Below are 15,916 nucleotides of genomic sequence, written 5' to 3'. Positions count from 1 at the left end.
GCATAAAAAATTAACACTCAGAAAGCGAAAATTATGCCAACTCCAATTTATCGCGTTGTATATGTGAGTGCAGCCTCGGAGCTGTTCAGTAAGTCGGCGTTGCTTGAGTTGCTTTCAAAGGCCCGTGAGAAGAACAATCGCCTGGGCGTGACCGGGATGCTTCTTTATAAAGACGGGGATTTCATTCAGTTGCTTGAGGGTGAGCGAACCGTCGTGCAGGCGCTGTATCAGACTATTTTAAGGGACCCTCGCCATCACGGTGCGACAATGCTTCTGGACGGCGAGGCCGATGCGCGGATGTTTTCGGACTGGTCGATGGGATTTCGAGATTTGTCTGATCCAGCCGTACAAGCGACGCCGGGATTCTCGCAGTTCATGAATAGCAGATTGATTGCAGAGAGCTTTGCCGACGATCCAACGGGCTGCCTTGGGCTGTTGGCTCTCTTCAAACCGAAATTCTAGTAGGTATCCTGAATGGCGCGCTGGCCGTGCATTACGCGCCAGACATCGATGTGATCCGGTCGTTCGATGCAGAAGACGAGGTTGGGGTAGGGCGACAGCGCCCCCGCTCGCCGACCTGCTCATCGGCGCGGGATTTCAGGCTGTTGGGCAAGGAAATATTCCTCGACGCTCCCCTCGCACGCTGCAGGGTGTTCAATCCTTCAGAAACACCTGCAGCAATTCGTTCAGAAACCGCCGCCCCTGCAGCGTCGGCTGCAGCCGTCCCGCCACCCTCTCCAGCAGCCCGCGTTCGCGCGCCTGCGCGAGCTCGTCGGCGATCGCCTCGATCGGCACGCCGGTGCGTGCTGCGAACAGCTTCGCCGGCACGCCTTCAGTGAGGCGCAGCGCGTTCATCATGAACTCGAAGGGCAACTCCGCCACCGACACCTCGCGCGCTTCCTGGATGAAGTCGCCGCGCGCCGCGCCTTCGAGGTAGCGCCCGGGGTGCTTGTGGCGCATCTCGCGGCGGATGCCCTCGTGGCTGGAGAGCTTGCCGTGGGCGCCGGGGCCGATGCCGAGGTAGTCGCCGAAGGCCCAGTAGTTGAGATTGTGGCGGCTTTGCTCGTGCGGGCGGGCGAAGGCGGAGGTCTCGTAGTGTTCGAAGCCGGCCTCGGCCAGGCGGGCTTCGATCGCCTCCTGCATGTCGGCGGCGCTGTCGTCGTCGGGCAGCGGTGGCGGGTTGTGCGCGAAGGGGGTGTTGGGCTCGAGGGTGAGGTGGTAGCAGGACAGGTGCTGCACGCCGAAGCTGATCGCGGTCTCCAGGTCGGCGAGCGCCCTGTCCAGGGTCTGGCCGGGCAGGGCATACATCAGGTCGAGGTTGACGCGCTCGAAGTGGGTGCACGCCGCGTCGATCGCACGCCGCGCATCAAGGCCGCCGTGGATGCGGCCTATCTTTGCCAGCATGGTGTCGTCGAAGCTCTGGACGCCGAGCGACAGGCGATTGACGCCGGCGGCGCGGTAGTCGCGGAAGCGTTCGGCTTCCACTGTTCCGGGGTTGGCTTCCAGGGTGATCTCGGCGAGCGGGTCGAGCGGCAACAGCATGCGGATGCCGGTGAGCAGGCCGTCGAGTGTCTGCGCCGACATCAGGCTGGGCGTGCCGCCGCCGATGAAGACGCCGTGCACCCGTCGGCCCCACACCTGGGGCAGGGCGTGCTGCAGGTCGGCGAGCACTGCGTCCAGCCAGGCCTGTTCGGGGATGCCGCCCTCGCGTGGAGCGTGCGAGTTGAAGTCGCAGTAGGGACACTTCTTCACGCACCAGGGGAAATGCACGTACAAGGACAGCGGCGGCGGTGCCTCGAGTTGTGGGCGTTCGGGCAGCGGCAGGGCGCGCGCCGGCGTGGTGAGTGGCGTCAGCGGGATGGTGCGGCGGGTGGTCACGGCGGCGGGGTCAGAGCGGATGTGCGGCAAGGCGGTCGAGCAGGTGGCGCATGGCGGCGCCACGGTGGCTGAGGGTGTTCTTGAGCGCGGAGTCGAGTTCGGCAGCGGTCTGCTCCAGTTCGGGGACCCAGAACAGTGGGTCGTAGCCGAAGCCGCCCTCGCCGCGCGCGGCGGTGAGGATCTCGCCATGCCATTCACCGTCGGCGATGAGCGGGCGTGGGTCTTCGGCGTGGCGCACCAGCACCACCGCCGAGTAGAAGTAGGCGCGGCGCTGGGCGGGCTCGGTGAGATGGGCGAGCTTGTCCAGCAGCAGGGCGTTGTTGCGCGCGTCCGACTTGGGCTCGCCGGCGAAGCGGGCGGAGATCACGCCCGGCGCGCCGCCGAGCGCCTCGACGCACAGGCCGGAGTCGTCCGCCACCGCGGGCAGGCCGGTGGTGGACGCGGCGTGGCGGGCCTTGGCGAGTGCGTTCTCGACGAAGCTGGGGTGCGGCTCTTCGGCCTCGCCCACGCCGAACACGGACTGCGGGACGACCTCGATGCCGAGCGGGGCGAGCAGGGCCTGCATCTCTGCGGCCTTCTTGGCGTTGTTGCTTGCGAGGACGAGTCGTTTGCTCATGCGATGGTGCTCCTGGCGCGAGGGGGTCAGGCCTTGGGGATGGCGGCGTGCAGCACCGCGCGCTGCAGTTCGAAAAGCTGACGCCCGCCGCGTTCGGCGAGGTCGAGCAGGGCGTTGAGTTCGGTGCGCGAGAAGGCCGCGCCTTCGGCGGTGCCCTGGACTTCGATCAGGCCGCCGCTCTCGGTCATCACCACGTTCATGTCGGTGTCGCAGTCGGAGTCCTCGGCGTAGTCGAGGTCGAGCACGGGCACACCCTGGTGGATGCCCACCGACACTGCGGCGACGAGCTCGCGCATCGGGTTGTGGGCGAGCTTGCCGGCGGTGATCAGGCCGACGAGCGCGTCATGTACGGCTACACAGGCGCCGGTGATGGCGGCGGTGCGGGTGCCCCCGTCGGCCTGCAGCACGTCGCAGTCGACGACGATCTGACGCTCACCTAGCGCGACCAGGTCAACCACTGCGCGCAGGCTGCGACCGATCAGGCGCTGGATCTCCTGGGTGCGCCCGCTCTGCTTGCCCTTGGCGGCCTCGCGCGCGCTGCGGGTGTGGGTGGCGCGCGGCAGCATGCCATATTCGGCGGTTACCCAGCCCTGGCCCTTGCCGCGCAGGAAGGGGGGCAAGCTCTCTTCGACGCTGGCGGTGCACAGCACGCGTGTGGCGCCGAACTCGACCAGCACCGAGCCTTCGGCGTGGCAGGTGAAACCGCGGGTGAGGCGGACGTCGCGGAGCTGGTCGGGGTGTCGCTGGCTGGGTCGCATGGGGATTCCTGTCAATTCTGGTCGAACTTGCGGATGGTTTCGTTGATCTCGCGGATGGCGCGCTCGATCTCGTCCTCGTCGAGATCGGCGCCGCCGTTGCTGGCGCTGCCCGAGCCGAGGCGGGTGCTGAACATGTCCATCTCCATGGTGCGCGTGGAAATTGCGTCTACCGTTGCCGGGCCGAGGTTGTTCTCGTCGTGCCAGCACATCGCCACCATGGAGAGATTGTCTGCACTCGGGCCAGCGATATGCTCAGCCTGGTCCATGAGCTGAGGTGCAGCCTGACCGAGCGGGCCATTGGTGAGCCCGGTGACGAGGCGGTCGTCCCCCACGGGCCCCCACACGCCGTCGCTGCACAGGGCGATGATGTCGCCATCGCACAGTGGCGTGCGCGGCGAGTGCTCGACCTGGGGCTGGTGCGTGCCGCCCAGACAGGAGTAGACCCGATTGCGGCCCGGGTGGTGCTGTGCGTCCTCGGGGCGCAGCAAACCCTGATCCACGAGCATCTGCGTGCGCGAATGGTCGCGCGTGCGTGTGACCATGTGGCCGCGGCGCAGCAGGTACAGCCGGGAGTCGCCCGCGTGCGCCCAAAATGCCGCACCGTGCTGGATCACGCAGGCGACGATGGTGGTCCGGGGCGCCTCGGCCAGGCCGCGATCGAGCGTATGGTCAAGGATGGCATGGTGCGCGTTGGTGAGCGCCCGTGACAGGAACAGCGAGGGGTCGGCGAGCATGGGCCGCGCTTCGCGCTGGAAGGCGAGCGCGATGTGCTGTACCGCGACGTGGGCGGCCAGCTCGCCGTGCTGGTGTCCGCCCATGCCGTCGGCTACCACCAGCAGCAGCGCATCGCGCGAATAGCAGTGCGCGATGCGGTCCTGGTTGTTGCTGCGCTGGCCGACTCGGCTTTCCTGATAGATGGTGAAGCGCATGGTTACACGGCCTCAGTTGCGGGCGATGAAGGACTTCAGGCGGCTGCCGAGGTCCGAAAACCACTTCTCCGGCCGGTCCGCTCCGCGTTGACGGTGAACCAGTGCCTTCTGCAGCGCATATACGCTTTGCGGGCGTTTGAGCGGATCAAGCAGCAAGGTCCAGTCGATCAGTTCGAGCAGCTGGTTCTGGTAGCGGCCCGCGTGGGTGCGGACCAGGGGCTGCAAGGTGTCGTGCTGGGTACGCTCGTCGGCGCGCGGCGGGGCGCTGCCGGTGACGCAGGCGTACAGGCTGGCACCCACGCTGTAAATGTCGGTCCAGGGGCCGAGTTGGGCGCCCTTCTCGTACTGCTCGGGCGCGGCGTAGCCCGGCGTGTACATCGGCTTGAGGACGGGCTGGTCGGTGAGCAGGGTCTGGCGGGCGGCGCCGAAATCGAGCAGAACCGGGGTGCCGTCGGTGCGCAGGTAGATGTTCGAAGGCTTGATGTCCAGGTGCAGCAGCTTGTGCGAATGCACCTCGCGCAGGCCGTTAAGCATGCGCGCGAACACCGCGCGAAGCATGCCTTCCTTGATCTCGCCGCGGTGCTTCTGGATGTACTCGTGCAGCGTGCGGCCGCGCTCGAACTGCATGACCATGTACACCGTGCCGTTGGCGCGGAAGAAGTTGAGCACGCGTACGACGTTGGGGTGCATCAGCTTGGCGAGGGCGCGGCCTTCCTCGAAGAAGCACTTCATGCCGTAGCGGAAGGCCGCGCGGTGCTCCTCCGGGACCTGCGGTTCGGTCTCGCCTTCCTTGCGCAGCGCAAGGGAGTTGGGTAGGTATTCCTTGATCGCGACCGGGGTGCCTTCGGTGTCGTAGGCGAGGTAGACGATGGAAAACCCGCCCAGCGACAGTTGTCGCTCGATGCGGTACTGGTCGAGCTGGAAGCCCTGTGGCAGCGCGCAATTGGCTTGAGGCGGCATCTTCGGGGGCGCTAGAATCGGAACCTTCGCGGTTTCATTTCACAGAGGAACGCCCAGTTTAATCGATGGGGCGGTGTTCCCGGAGCGCTTCAATGGTCCAAAGCATGACAGGTTTCGCGGTTCAGACGCGAGACTTGGGCAGTATCAGCCTTCATCTCGAGCTGCGCAGCGTCAATTCGCGTTATCTCGACCTGGGATTCCGCATCGTAGACGATCTGCGTGCGGCCGAGCCGGCCATTCGCGAGCGGATCACGGCCCGCCTCGGGCGCGGCAAGGTCGAGTGCAGGCTCAATCTCCAGGCCGGGCACAGTGCGCCGCGCAGCATGGCGCTCAATGCCGCGCTCCTCGATCAACTGGCCGAGGCCCAGGCGACCCTGCGCGCGCGCTTCGCCGACGCCGCGCCGCTCAGCGTAAACGAACTGCTGCGCTGGCCTGGCATGCTCGCTGACGACAGCCTCGGCTTCGACGAGATGCTGCCGGCGATCGTCCAACTCGTCGAAGCCGCGCTCGACGACATGGTGGCGACGCGTCGTCGCGAAGGCGAGAAGCTCGCTGACATGATCCGTGAGCGGGTGGCGCGCATGCGCGAGCTGGTCGCCCAGGCGACGCCGCGCATGCCGGCCGTGGTCGCCGAATACCAGGAGCGCCTCACCGCACGACTGCGCGACGCGGTCGCCAGCCTGGACGAGGAGCGTGTCCGCCAGGAGGTCGCGCTCTACGCCCAGCGTATCGATGTCGATGAGGAGCTGACCCGGCTTGCGACGCATCTCGACGAGGTTGAGCGCATCCTCAAGGCTGGCGGCGCAGCCGGCAAACGGCTCGACTTCCTGATGCAGGAACTGAACCGCGAAGCCAACACCCTGGCCTCCAAATCGCCTGCGACCGACATCACCGGCATCGCCATGGAGATGAAGGTGCTCATCGAGCAGATGCGCGAGCAGGTGCAGAACCTGGAGTGAGCGCTCGCGCTCCAGCCAGACCGCGCCGCACAGCGCGCGCGGGCGACCGCCCTAAGCCAAACGAGGACACGCACCATGCCGGGAACCCTCTTCATCGTCACCGCACCGTCGGGCGCCGGCAAGACCACGCTGGTGCGCGGCCTGCTGCAGCGCGATCGACGCGTGCAGCTGTCCATCTCCTACACCACGCGCGCACCGCGGCCGGGCGAGCACGATGGGCGCGAGTATCACTTCGTGGATGTGCCGACCTTCCGCAGCCTGCGCGATCGCGGGGAGTTCCTCGAGTGGGCCGAGGTGCACGGAAACTACTACGCCACGTCGAAGGTCTGGTTGAAGGAGCAGATCGCGGCGGGGCGTGACACCTTGCTCGAGATCGACTGGCAGGGAGCGCAACAGGTTCGCAAGCATTTCACCGATGCGGTGGGCGTGTTCATCATGCCGCCGTCGATGGAGGCGCTCGAGTCCCGCCTGCGCGGGCGTAACACCGACAGCGACGAGGTCATCAGCCGCCGCCTGCTCGGTGCGCGCGGAGAGATGCGCCATGTCGCCGAATTCGACTACGTTATAATCAACGACGAAATCGATGCCGCGCTCGACGATCTGGTCGCCGTAGTGCGCGCTGCGCGTTTGCGTTATGCGAACCAGCATTTGCGGCATCCCGAATATTTCGCCTTTCTCGAACAGGACTGAACATGGCCCGCATCACCGTAGAAGACTGCCTGAAGAAGATTCCGAACCGCTTCCAGCTCACGCTGGCGGCGACCTACCGTGCCCGCCAGCTCACCGCCGGCGGCACGCCGCAGATCGAGCTCGACCCGCAGGACAAGGACAAACCCACCGTCGTCGCACTGCGTGAAGTGGCGGCAGGCAAGGTCGGCCTCGAGATGCTCAACCGCGGTCAGGCCTGATTCCGCCCGGGGGTTGCATGAAAGCCGCAGACGCGAGCCCAGCCCCCCAATCCTTCCGCCCGCCGGTGTCGAGCGTGCTCGCGCTCGACTTCCAGCAACTCAAGGCCAAGCTGCAGACCTACCTCAAGCCCGAGGACGTTGGCCGGGTCGAAGCGGCCTATCATTTTTCCGCCGATGCCCATGCCGGGCAGTTCCGCGTCAGCGGTGAGCCCTATGTCAGCCACCCGGTGGCGGTGTGCTCGCTGGTGGCGGACTGGCACCTCGACTCGCAGGCGCTGATTGCGGCGCTCCTCCACGACGTGATGGAGGACACGCACATCAGCAAGGCCGAGATCGCCGAACGCTTCGGCAAGATCGCCGCCGAACTGGTCGATGGGCTCTCCAAGCTCGACAAGATCGAGTTTCGCTCGCACGAGGAGGCGCAGGCGGAGAACTTCCGCAAGATGCTGCTGGCGATGGCGAGCGATCTGCGCGTCATCCTCATCAAGCTCGCCGACCGCCTGCACAACATGCGCACGCTGGACCACATGCGTCCGGCCAAGCGTCGCCGCATCGCCAACGAGACGCTCGAGATCTATGCGCCGATCGCCAACCGGCTCGGCCTCAACGACCTCTTCCGCGAACTCCAGGAACTGTCGTTCCAGAACAAGTACCCGCTGCGCTACGAGGTGCTCGCCAAGGCGATCCGCGCCGCACGCGGCAACCGCCGAGAAGTGGTAGGCAAGATCCTCTCCAGCATCGAGGAGCGCCTCGCGCAGTGGGGCATCGCCGCGGAAGTGCAGGGGCGCGAGAAGCACCTCTATGGCATCTACCGCAAGATGGTCGAGAAGCACCTGTCCTTCTCGCAGGTGCTCGACATCTACGGCTTCCGCGTCATCGTCAATGATGTGCCCAGCTGCTATCTGGCGCTGGGCGCGCTGCACTCGATGTACAAGCCGGTGCCGGGCAAGTTCAAGGACTACCTGGCGATCCCCAAGGCAAACGGTTACCAGAGCCTGCACACGACACTGATCGGCCCCTTCGGCATGCCGGTCGAGGTGCAGATCCGCAACCGCGAGATGCACCACATCGCAGAGACCGGCGTGGCCTCGCACTGGCTGTACAAGGAAGACGAGAAAACCCTCACCGAACTGCAGCAGAAGACGCACTCCTGGCTGCAGTCCCTGCTCGAGTTGCAGTCCACGTCGGGCGAGGCCACCGAATTCCTCGAGCACGTAAAGATCGACCTGTTCCCGGGCGAGGTATACGTGTTCTCGCCGATGGGCAAGATCTTCTCCATGCCCAAGGGCTCGACCCCGGTCGACTTCGCCTACGCGGTGCACACCGACGTGGGCAACCGCTGCGTGGCCTGTCGCGTCAACGGCGACCTCATGCCCCTGCGCAGCGAGTTGCGCAACGGAGACCAGGTCGAGATCATCACCGCAGCGCATGCCAACCCCAACCCGGCCTGGCTGGCCTATGCCCGTACCGGCAAGGCGCGCGCGCAGATCCGCCATTTCCTTAAGAACGCGCAGCAGGACGAGGCGGTTGCGCTTGGCGAGCGCCTGCTCAACCAGGCGCTGCGTCCGCATGGGCTTACGCTGGGGCAGATTTCCACCTTTGCCTGGGACCGCTTCCTGCGCGACCGGGGCGTACGGCACAAGCGTGACCTGTTCTCCGATCTCGGTCTGGGCAAGCGCCTGCCTGCGATCATCGCCCGCCGCCTTGCCGAGGCGCAGGACATGGAGTCGGGGCGCCCGGACGTCGTCAAGCCCAAGCCCGCCGGGGCGATCACCATCCGTGGTTCGGAAGGGGTGGCTGTTCAGCTGGCGCGCTGCTGCCATCCGATCCCGGGAGATCCCATCATCGGCACCCTGCGCAAGGGGCAGGGCCTTGAGGTGCATACGCACGACTGCCCCAATGTGGCGCGCCTGCGTGGCGACCGTGGACGCTGGGTCGATGTCGAATGGGAGCACTTGACCGACGACCGCCTGTTCGACGTCGGCATCCGGGTGCTCAGCCGCAATGCGCGTGGTGTGCTCGCGCGCGTGGCCAACGCCATCGCCGAGGAAGACTGCAATATCCAGGGCGTGTCCATGGAAAGCGAGCAGGGCGACTACACGGCGCTGAGCTTTACCGTCCAGGTTCGCGACCGCATGCACCTGGCGCGGGTGATGCGCGAGGTGCGGCGGCTGCCGGATGTGGTGCGAATCGGTAGGGTGAAGGGCGACGGTCGCGTGGGCTGATCCTGCGCGAGCGTCCCCGTCGGCTGTTTCAGCCGCTGACCACGACCCGGTTGCGTCCCTGATTCTTTGCCCGGTACAAGGCCTCGTCGGCGCGGAGCAGGGCGTGTTCGTCGCTTTCACCCGGCTGGGCCAGATAGGCCCCGATGCTGAGCGTGATTGGCCGGCCATTGGCCAGGCTCAATGTGTGCTCGGCCTCGGCGCGTATGCGTTCGCTCAACGTGACCAGCGCCGTACGATCGCAGGGCGTCAGCAGCACCAGGAACTCGTCGCCACCCCAACGCGCCGCACTGTCGTAGGGGCGGATCTGGCTACGCAGGAGCTGGGCGACGCTGGTCAGCGCACGATCACCCTCTGCATGGCCCAGCATGTCGTTGATCTGCTTGAAGTGGTCGACGTCGATCCAGATGATGCCGAGCGCGCTGTGCTGGCGAGCGCTGCGGCTAAGCTCTTCGACGATCAGCTCGGTCATGCCGCGCCGGTTGGTCAGGCCGGTGAGGTCGTCGATGCGCGCAAGGCGGTTGAGCGCCTCGGTCCTTTCCTGCACCCGGTGTTCGAGCTCGGCGTGGGTGCTGCGAACCGCGTTGGCCATGGCCTCAAAATGCTGGATCAGCTTGCCGACCTCGCCCTTGCCCGAGGGAAGGGCGACGGGGTCCGGGTCGCCGTCGCGTACCTGCAGGATTGCGCGCTCGAGTGCGCCGATGGGTCTGAAGATCAGGCGGGTCATGCTCAGATGCACGATGGCCAGCGTTACCAGCAGCGCAGCGCTGAAGGCGAGCGCCGCCACGTTCAGGCTGCTGACCGGCATCAGTACGTCGAGGTCGAGCAGCGTGATCTCGAACCAGTCGAGCTCGGGAAGGTAGGCGATCCCCGCCAGATTGCGCTCGCCACCCACCTTGACGAAGTGGCTCAGGACGGTCATGGGCAGGGCTCCACTTGCGCGCAGCTGCGCCATCATCGCACGCAGCTGTGCGCGGTCCTCCTCGCGCTCGAGGAGCCGGTCCACCGTCTTCTTCTCTGCTGCCTGCTTGACGATGCTGGCGTAGTCGATCAGCTCACGGTCGCGGAAGAGCTGGATGGCCCCGCTATGATCGACAAAGAGCGTGCTGACGCCCGGAGGCGAGACGTCGATCACATCGCGGATGAAGCCGTCGAGCTCCAGGCCCGTACCGACCACGCCGAGAATGTGGCCGTCATCGCCGCGGATCAGCACATCGATCCAGAGTTTGGTGACGCCGAGCGGGACGTCCGGATTGATGTTGAGGTGAAAGTCGCGCTGTTCGCGGATCAGGGTGAAGAACCAGGCGTCGGCCGGCTCGCTCTCCTTGAGGTGGTAGCGCAGCGGCGCCTCCCCGAATTCGTTGGCCGCATTATTGTGGTAGTAAGCCCCCGTTTTGCGCAGGGCGACGAAATAGCTACGGTCCTGGAAGTTGTTGCGGAAGCTCTCCATCTCCGCCAGAGCCTCGGTGTATAGCGCGACATCGTCCGGATTCTGCGCCCAGCGGCGCAGCACCTGTGAGTGCGCCATCTGGCGGGCAAGCGCAATCTCACGCCCGATCGGCTGCAGCAGGCGCGCGCTGTCGTAGCGCACCTGGGTCTCGGCCAGGCGGACGCCCCAGTGCTCGATGATGCGCTCGGCCGCGCGCTGGAACAACGCGAAGGCTACGGCTGACGCTGTCAGCATGAGCAGCGCGGTAAGCAGCAGGAATCGGGTTCTCAGGTTCATGTATGCGAAGTCTGTGGCGTGACGGGCGCTGTTGGATCCGGCCAGGTCCGTGAGGCGTGGCGCTGGAGCATGCTGTCCGCGTGGCGGCGCAGTATGCGCTGGGTCGAATATAACTAGCCTATCATCAAGCCGGTATCCCGTGCCCTGCCTTCTGCGTGCTGCTAAAATCGCGGTCCAACCTCGAGGACCCGATCATGGCGATGTACGAATCCGAGCACACCAAATTCATGCGCGAATGGATGGAGAAGCATCCCGAAGAGCGCGCAGAGCAGAAGACGGGCCGTGCCTTGTGGTGGGACAAGCCGCAGAGCGTCGAGGAGCAGGAGCGCCTGGCGGCCGCGCGTGTGCCGGTGAAGTCGTACTATTACGACGCCAACCACTGAGCCGCGGCCTGAAGGATTCGCTTGCGGCTGTTCGATTCCGTCTGCGGCCCTGACGCATGAGTCTGCCGCGGCGATTCGCCATCATCGATGTCGAGAGCACCGGTGCGCATCCGGTGCGCGACCGCATCACCGAGATCGCCATCCTGCGCGTGGAGGACGGAGAGGTGCGTGCGCGCTGGGAAAGCCTGATCGCGCCCGGCCAGCCGATTCCGCCACTGATCGAGGAAGTCACCGGTATCTCCGATGCCATGGTCGCCGATGCGCCGACCTTTGATACGGTGGCGGACAAGGTTGCAGGACTACTCGAGGGCTGCGTCTTTGTCGCCCATAGTGCACGCTTCGATTTTGGCTTCATCAAGAACGCGTTTGAGCGCATCGGTCGGAGCTTCGACGCCGAGGTGCTGTGCACGGTGAAGCTCTCGCGCGCGCTATACCCACAGCATCACAAGCACGGACTGGACGCACTCATCGAGCGTCACGGGCTGGTGTGTACGATCCGCCATCGTGCGATGGGCGATGTGGATGTGCTGTGGCAGTTCGTCCGTCAGGTGCAGGCGGCGTTTCCGGAGGAGATCCTCGCGCGTGCAGTGGCGCGAGCCATGAAGGCGCCTGCCCAGCCGCCGGGGCTGGCCGAAGGCGAGTTGGAGGCCATACCCGACGTGCCCGGGCTGTACCTGTTCTACGCCGAGCCTGAAGCCATGGCCGGGCGGCGCGAGGTGCCGCTGTTCGTGGGACGTGCGCAGAGCCTGCGCGCACGGGTGCGCGAGCATTTCGGTGCGGCGGCGCGCAAGGGTCGGGACGCGGAACTGGCTGCGCGGGTGCGTCGCGTCGAGTGGGTCGAGACGGCCGGCGAGCTCGACACGTCGCTGCGCGAAGCAGCTCTGCTGCGCAATTTCCAGCCCCGCTTCAACCGCCCGCATGAGCCCGCGGATGGCGCTTTTGCGCTTCGCCTGCTGCCCAACCGGAAGCGTCCGCCGATCTTCGAGGCCGTGCCGGTGGCCGGCACGGATCCGGCCGCATGGAGTGGTCAATATGGTGTGTTCCGCAATCGGCGCGAAGCGGACAATGTGCTGCGCGAGCTTGCGATGCTGTACCGCCTGTGCCCGCAAAGGCTGGGCCTGGAGGGCGGGACGGGGCCGTGTTCCGCGCACGGGTCCCGGCGCTGTGCGGGCGTTTGTGCACGGCGTGAAAGCGCCGCCGAGCACGACGCGCGCCTGGCAGGTGCCCTCGAAGGGGTCGGGCCGAGGGCTTGGCCGTGGGGTGGAGCAGTGGCGGTCGAGGAGACGCATGCAGTGAGCGGGCGGCACCGACTTCAGTTGTTCGACCGCTGGTGCCACTTGGGCAGCGTGGATGCCGAAGCGGGCGAAGTCGCACTACGCGAGCGCGCTGTCACCACGCCGCGCTGCTTCGATGTCGACCTGTGGCGCATGTTTGCTCGCTGGCTCGCCGTGCCGGCACACCTGGCTCAGGTCCGGCCGCTCGAGCCGTCCGCGGTGGCGCGCTGAGGCGTGCTGTGCTCCAGATTGTCGTTCAGTGTGCCGCGCAGTCGCGCAGCGCCGACAACTTGTTGAGGACCATGCTGCGTCGACCGCGCTGCTGGATCATGCCGTCGCGCGCGAGCTGGGCGAGGATGCGCGAGAGGGTCTCCGGGGTCAGGTTAAGCTGCGCGGCGATGGTCTGCTTGTCGGTGTCGAGCCGGATCTCGCAGCACTCAGCGTCGTCCGGGGCCAGCCGGGTCAGGTAGTGCGCTACCCGTTGTGTGCCGCTGAGCTGGAACTGAACCTGCATCGTGGACATGAGGTCGTAGCTCGCAGCGGCGAGATGAGCCGCCATGGACACCGAGAAGGCCGTCGAGGTCACCATCGCCTCTCTCAGCGATGCGGTAGGTACGAGCAGAAGCTCGCTTGTGCACATGGCCTGGGCGTTGGCGAGGTGTGGACGGTTGAGCAACGCCGCCTCCTCGCCGAAAAAGCTGCCCGGCTCAGCGAGGCGAACAATCTTCTCGCCACCGGACGGTGACAGGATGAAGCATTTCACTCTGCCGGAAAGCACGATGTGGATGCCGCGCGGACAGGACTCCTGTTGGGTGAGCAGTTCGCCGCGCGCAGCATGAATCGGGCGTGTCGCGGCCTGGATGCGGGCGCGCTCCTGGCTGTCGAGCATGTTGAAGGGCGCGCAGCGTGCGAGAAGGTCGGTCGTGTCGATGTAGGGGACGGTCTGTGCCATGCGGGTCTCCTGCGGACGGCTACGAACTCTCTGTAGATTAGACGACCATCGCTTGCGTGTACGTCAAATGCGATTGGTATAAAAGCAGAGCGTGATGTAATGCATACCTCTTTGGAGGTATGTATATGTAAAGTCAAGACTATGAATAATTGGCGTTTATACAATTTGGCAGGCGCATGAGCCGGCCTGAACAGGTGAAAGGGGTATGTCTACAGCGCCAGCAAAAAGGGTCGTATGCCACTGCGCGAAGGTCCCGTCCTGTACCGGCCGTCGTTCCATGGACGCTGGAGGCCTCGCCTGATGCTCCGCTGCAGAAGCGTGCTGATCCTCGACGACCACCCCTTGTTCAGGCAGGGCATGGTGCAACTCCTTCATCAGGCTCCTGACATGCATGTCGCGGCCGAGGCCGCCGGCAGTACGGACAGCCTGAACCTTGCCTTGTCTCTGGATCCGGATCTCGTCCTGCTCGACCTCGCGATGCGGGAACTGAGCGGTCTCGAGGCCCTGCGGGCCATGCGCGCAGCGCGACTGAGGGCGAAGGTCGTAATCGTTACCGCCTCGGACTCGGGTGAGGACGTGGTTGCGGCCCTGCGCTGCGGAGTGGACGGTTACCTGCTGAAGGACATGGCGCCGGAAGCCATGCTTGAGGCGCTGCGGGCGATAGTTGAGGGGCGGGTGGTGATTCCCGAGCAGTTGAATCAGCTTCTCGTTGCCGCGCTGCGCAGCGAATCGCGCCCGCAGTCGCCCGAGGCTGCGGGTCTCACCGAGCAGGAAACGCGTATCCTCGAGAAAATCGCCACGGGCCTGTCCAACAAGGAGATCGGCCGCGAACTCGACATCACCGAGGGCACAGTGAAGGTGCATGTGAAGCACATCCTGCGCAAGCTGGCATTGCGTTCGCGCGTGGAGGCGGCGGTGTGGGCCGTGGAGCGGATGCGGGTGTGAGGCCATGTTCCCGCTCCCCGCAGGGCCGGCAGGATGGCGCGACCGGCCACGCCTGTGGTTCAATCCGTCCCCATGCTCGAAGTCGCTGATCTCGCCTGCCTGAAGGGTGACCGCCTGCTGTTTCGCGAACTCGCCTTCCGCCTGCAGGCGGGCGGGTTGCTGCGCGTCGCCGGTCCCAACGGCGTCGGCAAGACCAGTCTGTTGCGACTGGTGACCGGGCTCGCAATGCCTGAGGCGGGGGAGGTGTGCTGGCGTGGCGCTTCGATCCGCCGCGAGCGAGAGGCCTTTCATGGCGAGTTGCTCTATCTCGGACATGCGCCCGCGCTCAACGACCTGCTGACTCCGCTCGAGAACCTCCGCTTTGCCTGTGCCGCATCGGGTGACCGGGTCGAAGCGCAGGCCTGCATCGACGCGCTGGTGCGCATCGGGCTGGAGGACCAGCTCGACCTGCCCGCTCGCGTGCTGTCTCAAGGCCAGCGCCGGCGCGTGGGGCTGGCGCGACTCTTTCTGTCCGCCCGCCGTCCGCTGTGGGTGCTCGACGAGCCCTTCACCGCACTCGACGTCCATGCGGTGGCCGACCTTGCCGCGACGCTTTCGGATCACTGCACTGCGGGTGGCATGGTGATGCTCACCACGCATCAGGATGCGCCCTTCGCGCGCCCGCCCGAGGTGCTCGACGTGGGGGCCTTCGCATGCTGAGCACCTTCTTTGCGGTGCTGCGCCGCGACCTACTGCTCGCCTGGCGCGGCCGTGCCGACGTGCTGGTGACGCTGGCCTTCTTCGTCATCGTGGTGTGTTTGTTTCCCTTCGGCGTGGGCGCCGAGCCCAACCAGCTGCGCGCGATTGCGCCGGGCGTGCTGTGGGTTGCTGCACTGCTCGCCTGCTTGCTGTCGCTGCACCGGCTGTTCGCCCAGGACTACGTGGACGGAACTCTGGAGCAACTTCTCCTGTCCAGGGAACCGGCTGCCCTGTGGGTGATGGCCAAGGTGTTGGCTTTCTGGGTCAGCACTGGGCTGCCGGTGGTGGCGGTGGCGCCGGGCATGGCTTTGCTGCTTGACCTGGAGCAAGGCGGTTTGCCAGTGCTGGTACTAAGTTTGGCGCTCGGTACGCCGATCCTCGCACTGCTGGGTGCGGTGGGCGCGGCGCTGACCCTGGGCCTGCGTGGCGGCGGCATGTTGCTGGCGTTGCTGGTGCTGCCGCTGTTTGTGCCAGTGCTGATCTTCGGCGCTGGGGCGGTTGAGGCGGAGCTTTCCGGTACGGGCGCGGCGGCACACCTGCTGCTCTTGGGAGGTGGACTTGCGGGTGCGCTGGCACTGGCACCGCTAGCCTGTGCCGCTGCATTGAGAATATCGACCGATTGACGACTGGGTCGGGGCGCCGAGGCGGCCCGACCGACCGAGTGAGCG

General features: G+C 65.9%; 17 protein-coding genes. 10 read left to right on the top strand and 7 right to left on the bottom strand.

The annotated features are described in order from the left end of the window. The first annotated feature begins 33 nt into the window (after positions 1-33). Positions 34-462: a BLUF domain-containing protein gene (locus ACNKW1_RS07925; RefSeq protein ID WP_418364036.1), complete on the top strand. Its 429-nt coding sequence runs from the start codon at positions 34-36 to the stop codon at positions 460-462. Between the two features lie 192 nt (positions 463-654). Here ACNKW1_RS07925 and hemW read toward each other — a convergent pair whose 3' ends face one another. Genes hemW through ACNKW1_RS07900 form a run of 5 tightly spaced genes read right to left on the bottom strand, consistent with a single transcriptional unit; the run spans position 655 to position 5,141 of the window. After that, entirely contained in the window at positions 655-1,878 is a 1,224-nt protein-coding gene (gene hemW, locus ACNKW1_RS07920) for a radical SAM family heme chaperone HemW (RefSeq protein WP_418364035.1), read from the bottom strand. A 10-nt stretch (positions 1,879-1,888) separates the two neighbouring features. Further along, the gene (rdgB, locus tag ACNKW1_RS07915; RefSeq protein WP_418364034.1) at positions 1,889-2,494 is read right to left on the bottom strand and encodes an RdgB/HAM1 family non-canonical purine NTP pyrophosphatase; all 606 of its coding nucleotides are present in this window, start codon (positions 2,492-2,494) and stop codon (positions 1,889-1,891) included. Positions 2,495-2,520: 26 nt separating this feature from the next. Continuing rightward, the gene (rph, locus tag ACNKW1_RS07910; RefSeq protein WP_418364033.1) at positions 2,521-3,252 is read right to left on the bottom strand and encodes a ribonuclease PH; all 732 of its coding nucleotides are present in this window, start codon (positions 3,250-3,252) and stop codon (positions 2,521-2,523) included. 11 nt (positions 3,253-3,263) lie between these two features. Continuing rightward, positions 3,264-4,181 (bottom strand): PP2C family protein-serine/threonine phosphatase, encoded by a 918-nt coding sequence (locus ACNKW1_RS07905; RefSeq protein ID WP_418364032.1) that lies wholly within the window; start codon positions 4,179-4,181, stop codon positions 3,264-3,266. 12 nt (positions 4,182-4,193) lie between these two features. Continuing rightward, on the bottom strand, positions 4,194-5,141 hold the full coding sequence (locus tag ACNKW1_RS07900) for a serine/threonine protein kinase (RefSeq protein ID WP_418364031.1): 948 nt from the start codon (positions 5,139-5,141) through the stop codon (positions 4,194-4,196). Between the two features lie 92 nt (positions 5,142-5,233). On the opposite strand from ACNKW1_RS07900, the gene ACNKW1_RS07895 reads away from it, so the two are divergent. From ACNKW1_RS07895 to ACNKW1_RS07880, 4 genes are all read left to right on the top strand, one after another. Continuing rightward, a complete protein-coding gene (locus tag ACNKW1_RS07895; RefSeq protein ID WP_418364030.1) occupies positions 5,234-6,100 on the top strand; it encodes a YicC/YloC family endoribonuclease in 867 nt (288 codons plus the stop codon). 75 nt (positions 6,101-6,175) lie between these two features. Continuing rightward, entirely contained in the window at positions 6,176-6,790 is a 615-nt protein-coding gene (gmk, locus tag ACNKW1_RS07890; RefSeq protein ID WP_418364029.1) for a guanylate kinase, read from the top strand. Positions 6,791-6,792: 2 nt separating this feature from the next. Then, positions 6,793-7,008: a DNA-directed RNA polymerase subunit omega gene (gene rpoZ, locus ACNKW1_RS07885; RefSeq protein WP_418364028.1), complete on the top strand. Its 216-nt coding sequence runs from the start codon at positions 6,793-6,795 to the stop codon at positions 7,006-7,008. A 17-nt stretch (positions 7,009-7,025) separates the two neighbouring features. Then, the gene (locus ACNKW1_RS07880; RefSeq protein WP_418364027.1) at positions 7,026-9,233 is read left to right on the top strand and encodes a RelA/SpoT family protein; all 2,208 of its coding nucleotides are present in this window, start codon (positions 7,026-7,028) and stop codon (positions 9,231-9,233) included. Between the two features lie 28 nt (positions 9,234-9,261). Here ACNKW1_RS07880 and ACNKW1_RS07875 read toward each other — a convergent pair whose 3' ends face one another. Then, positions 9,262-10,956, bottom strand: a complete 1,695-nt coding sequence (locus ACNKW1_RS07875) for a diguanylate cyclase (protein WP_418364026.1) — start codon at positions 10,954-10,956, stop codon at positions 9,262-9,264. A gap of 194 nt (positions 10,957-11,150) precedes the next feature. On the opposite strand from ACNKW1_RS07875, the gene ACNKW1_RS07870 reads away from it, so the two are divergent. Together ACNKW1_RS07870 and ACNKW1_RS07865 are read left to right on the top strand one after the other, a co-directional pair. After that, positions 11,151-11,339, top strand: a complete 189-nt coding sequence (locus tag ACNKW1_RS07870) for a DUF3460 family protein (RefSeq protein WP_418364025.1) — start codon at positions 11,151-11,153, stop codon at positions 11,337-11,339. A 56-nt stretch (positions 11,340-11,395) separates the two neighbouring features. Further along, positions 11,396-12,844 (top strand): exonuclease domain-containing protein, encoded by a 1,449-nt coding sequence (locus ACNKW1_RS07865; RefSeq protein ID WP_418364024.1) that lies wholly within the window; start codon positions 11,396-11,398, stop codon positions 12,842-12,844. 25 nt (positions 12,845-12,869) lie between these two features. Here ACNKW1_RS07865 and ACNKW1_RS07860 read toward each other — a convergent pair whose 3' ends face one another. Beyond that, entirely contained in the window at positions 12,870-13,565 is a 696-nt protein-coding gene (locus ACNKW1_RS07860) for a Crp/Fnr family transcriptional regulator (protein ID WP_418364023.1), read from the bottom strand. 300 nt (positions 13,566-13,865) lie between these two features. Between ACNKW1_RS07860 and narL the strand changes: the two genes are divergently transcribed. From narL to ccmB, 3 genes are all read left to right on the top strand, one after another. Continuing rightward, positions 13,866-14,510 (top strand): two-component system response regulator NarL, encoded by a 645-nt coding sequence (gene narL / locus ACNKW1_RS07855; protein WP_418364022.1) that lies wholly within the window; start codon positions 13,866-13,868, stop codon positions 14,508-14,510. Between the two features lie 72 nt (positions 14,511-14,582). Further along, positions 14,583-15,209, top strand: a complete 627-nt coding sequence (ccmA, locus tag ACNKW1_RS07850) for a cytochrome c biogenesis heme-transporting ATPase CcmA (protein ID WP_418364021.1) — start codon at positions 14,583-14,585, stop codon at positions 15,207-15,209. Further along, positions 15,203-15,871, top strand: coding sequence for a heme exporter protein CcmB (gene ccmB / locus ACNKW1_RS07845; protein ID WP_418364020.1), 669 nt, complete (start codon positions 15,203-15,205; stop codon positions 15,869-15,871). Before ccmA ends, ccmB begins: the two co-directional genes overlap by 7 nt. Positions 15,872-15,916 lie beyond the last annotated feature (45 nt).

The sequence above is a fragment of the Thauera sp. WH-2 genome (genome assembly GCF_048321015.1).
Classification (GTDB): domain Bacteria; phylum Pseudomonadota; class Gammaproteobacteria; order Burkholderiales; family Rhodocyclaceae; genus Thauera.
The sequence above is the reverse complement of the archived record's forward strand: the minus strand, read 5'-3'. Positions and strand labels throughout refer to the sequence as shown.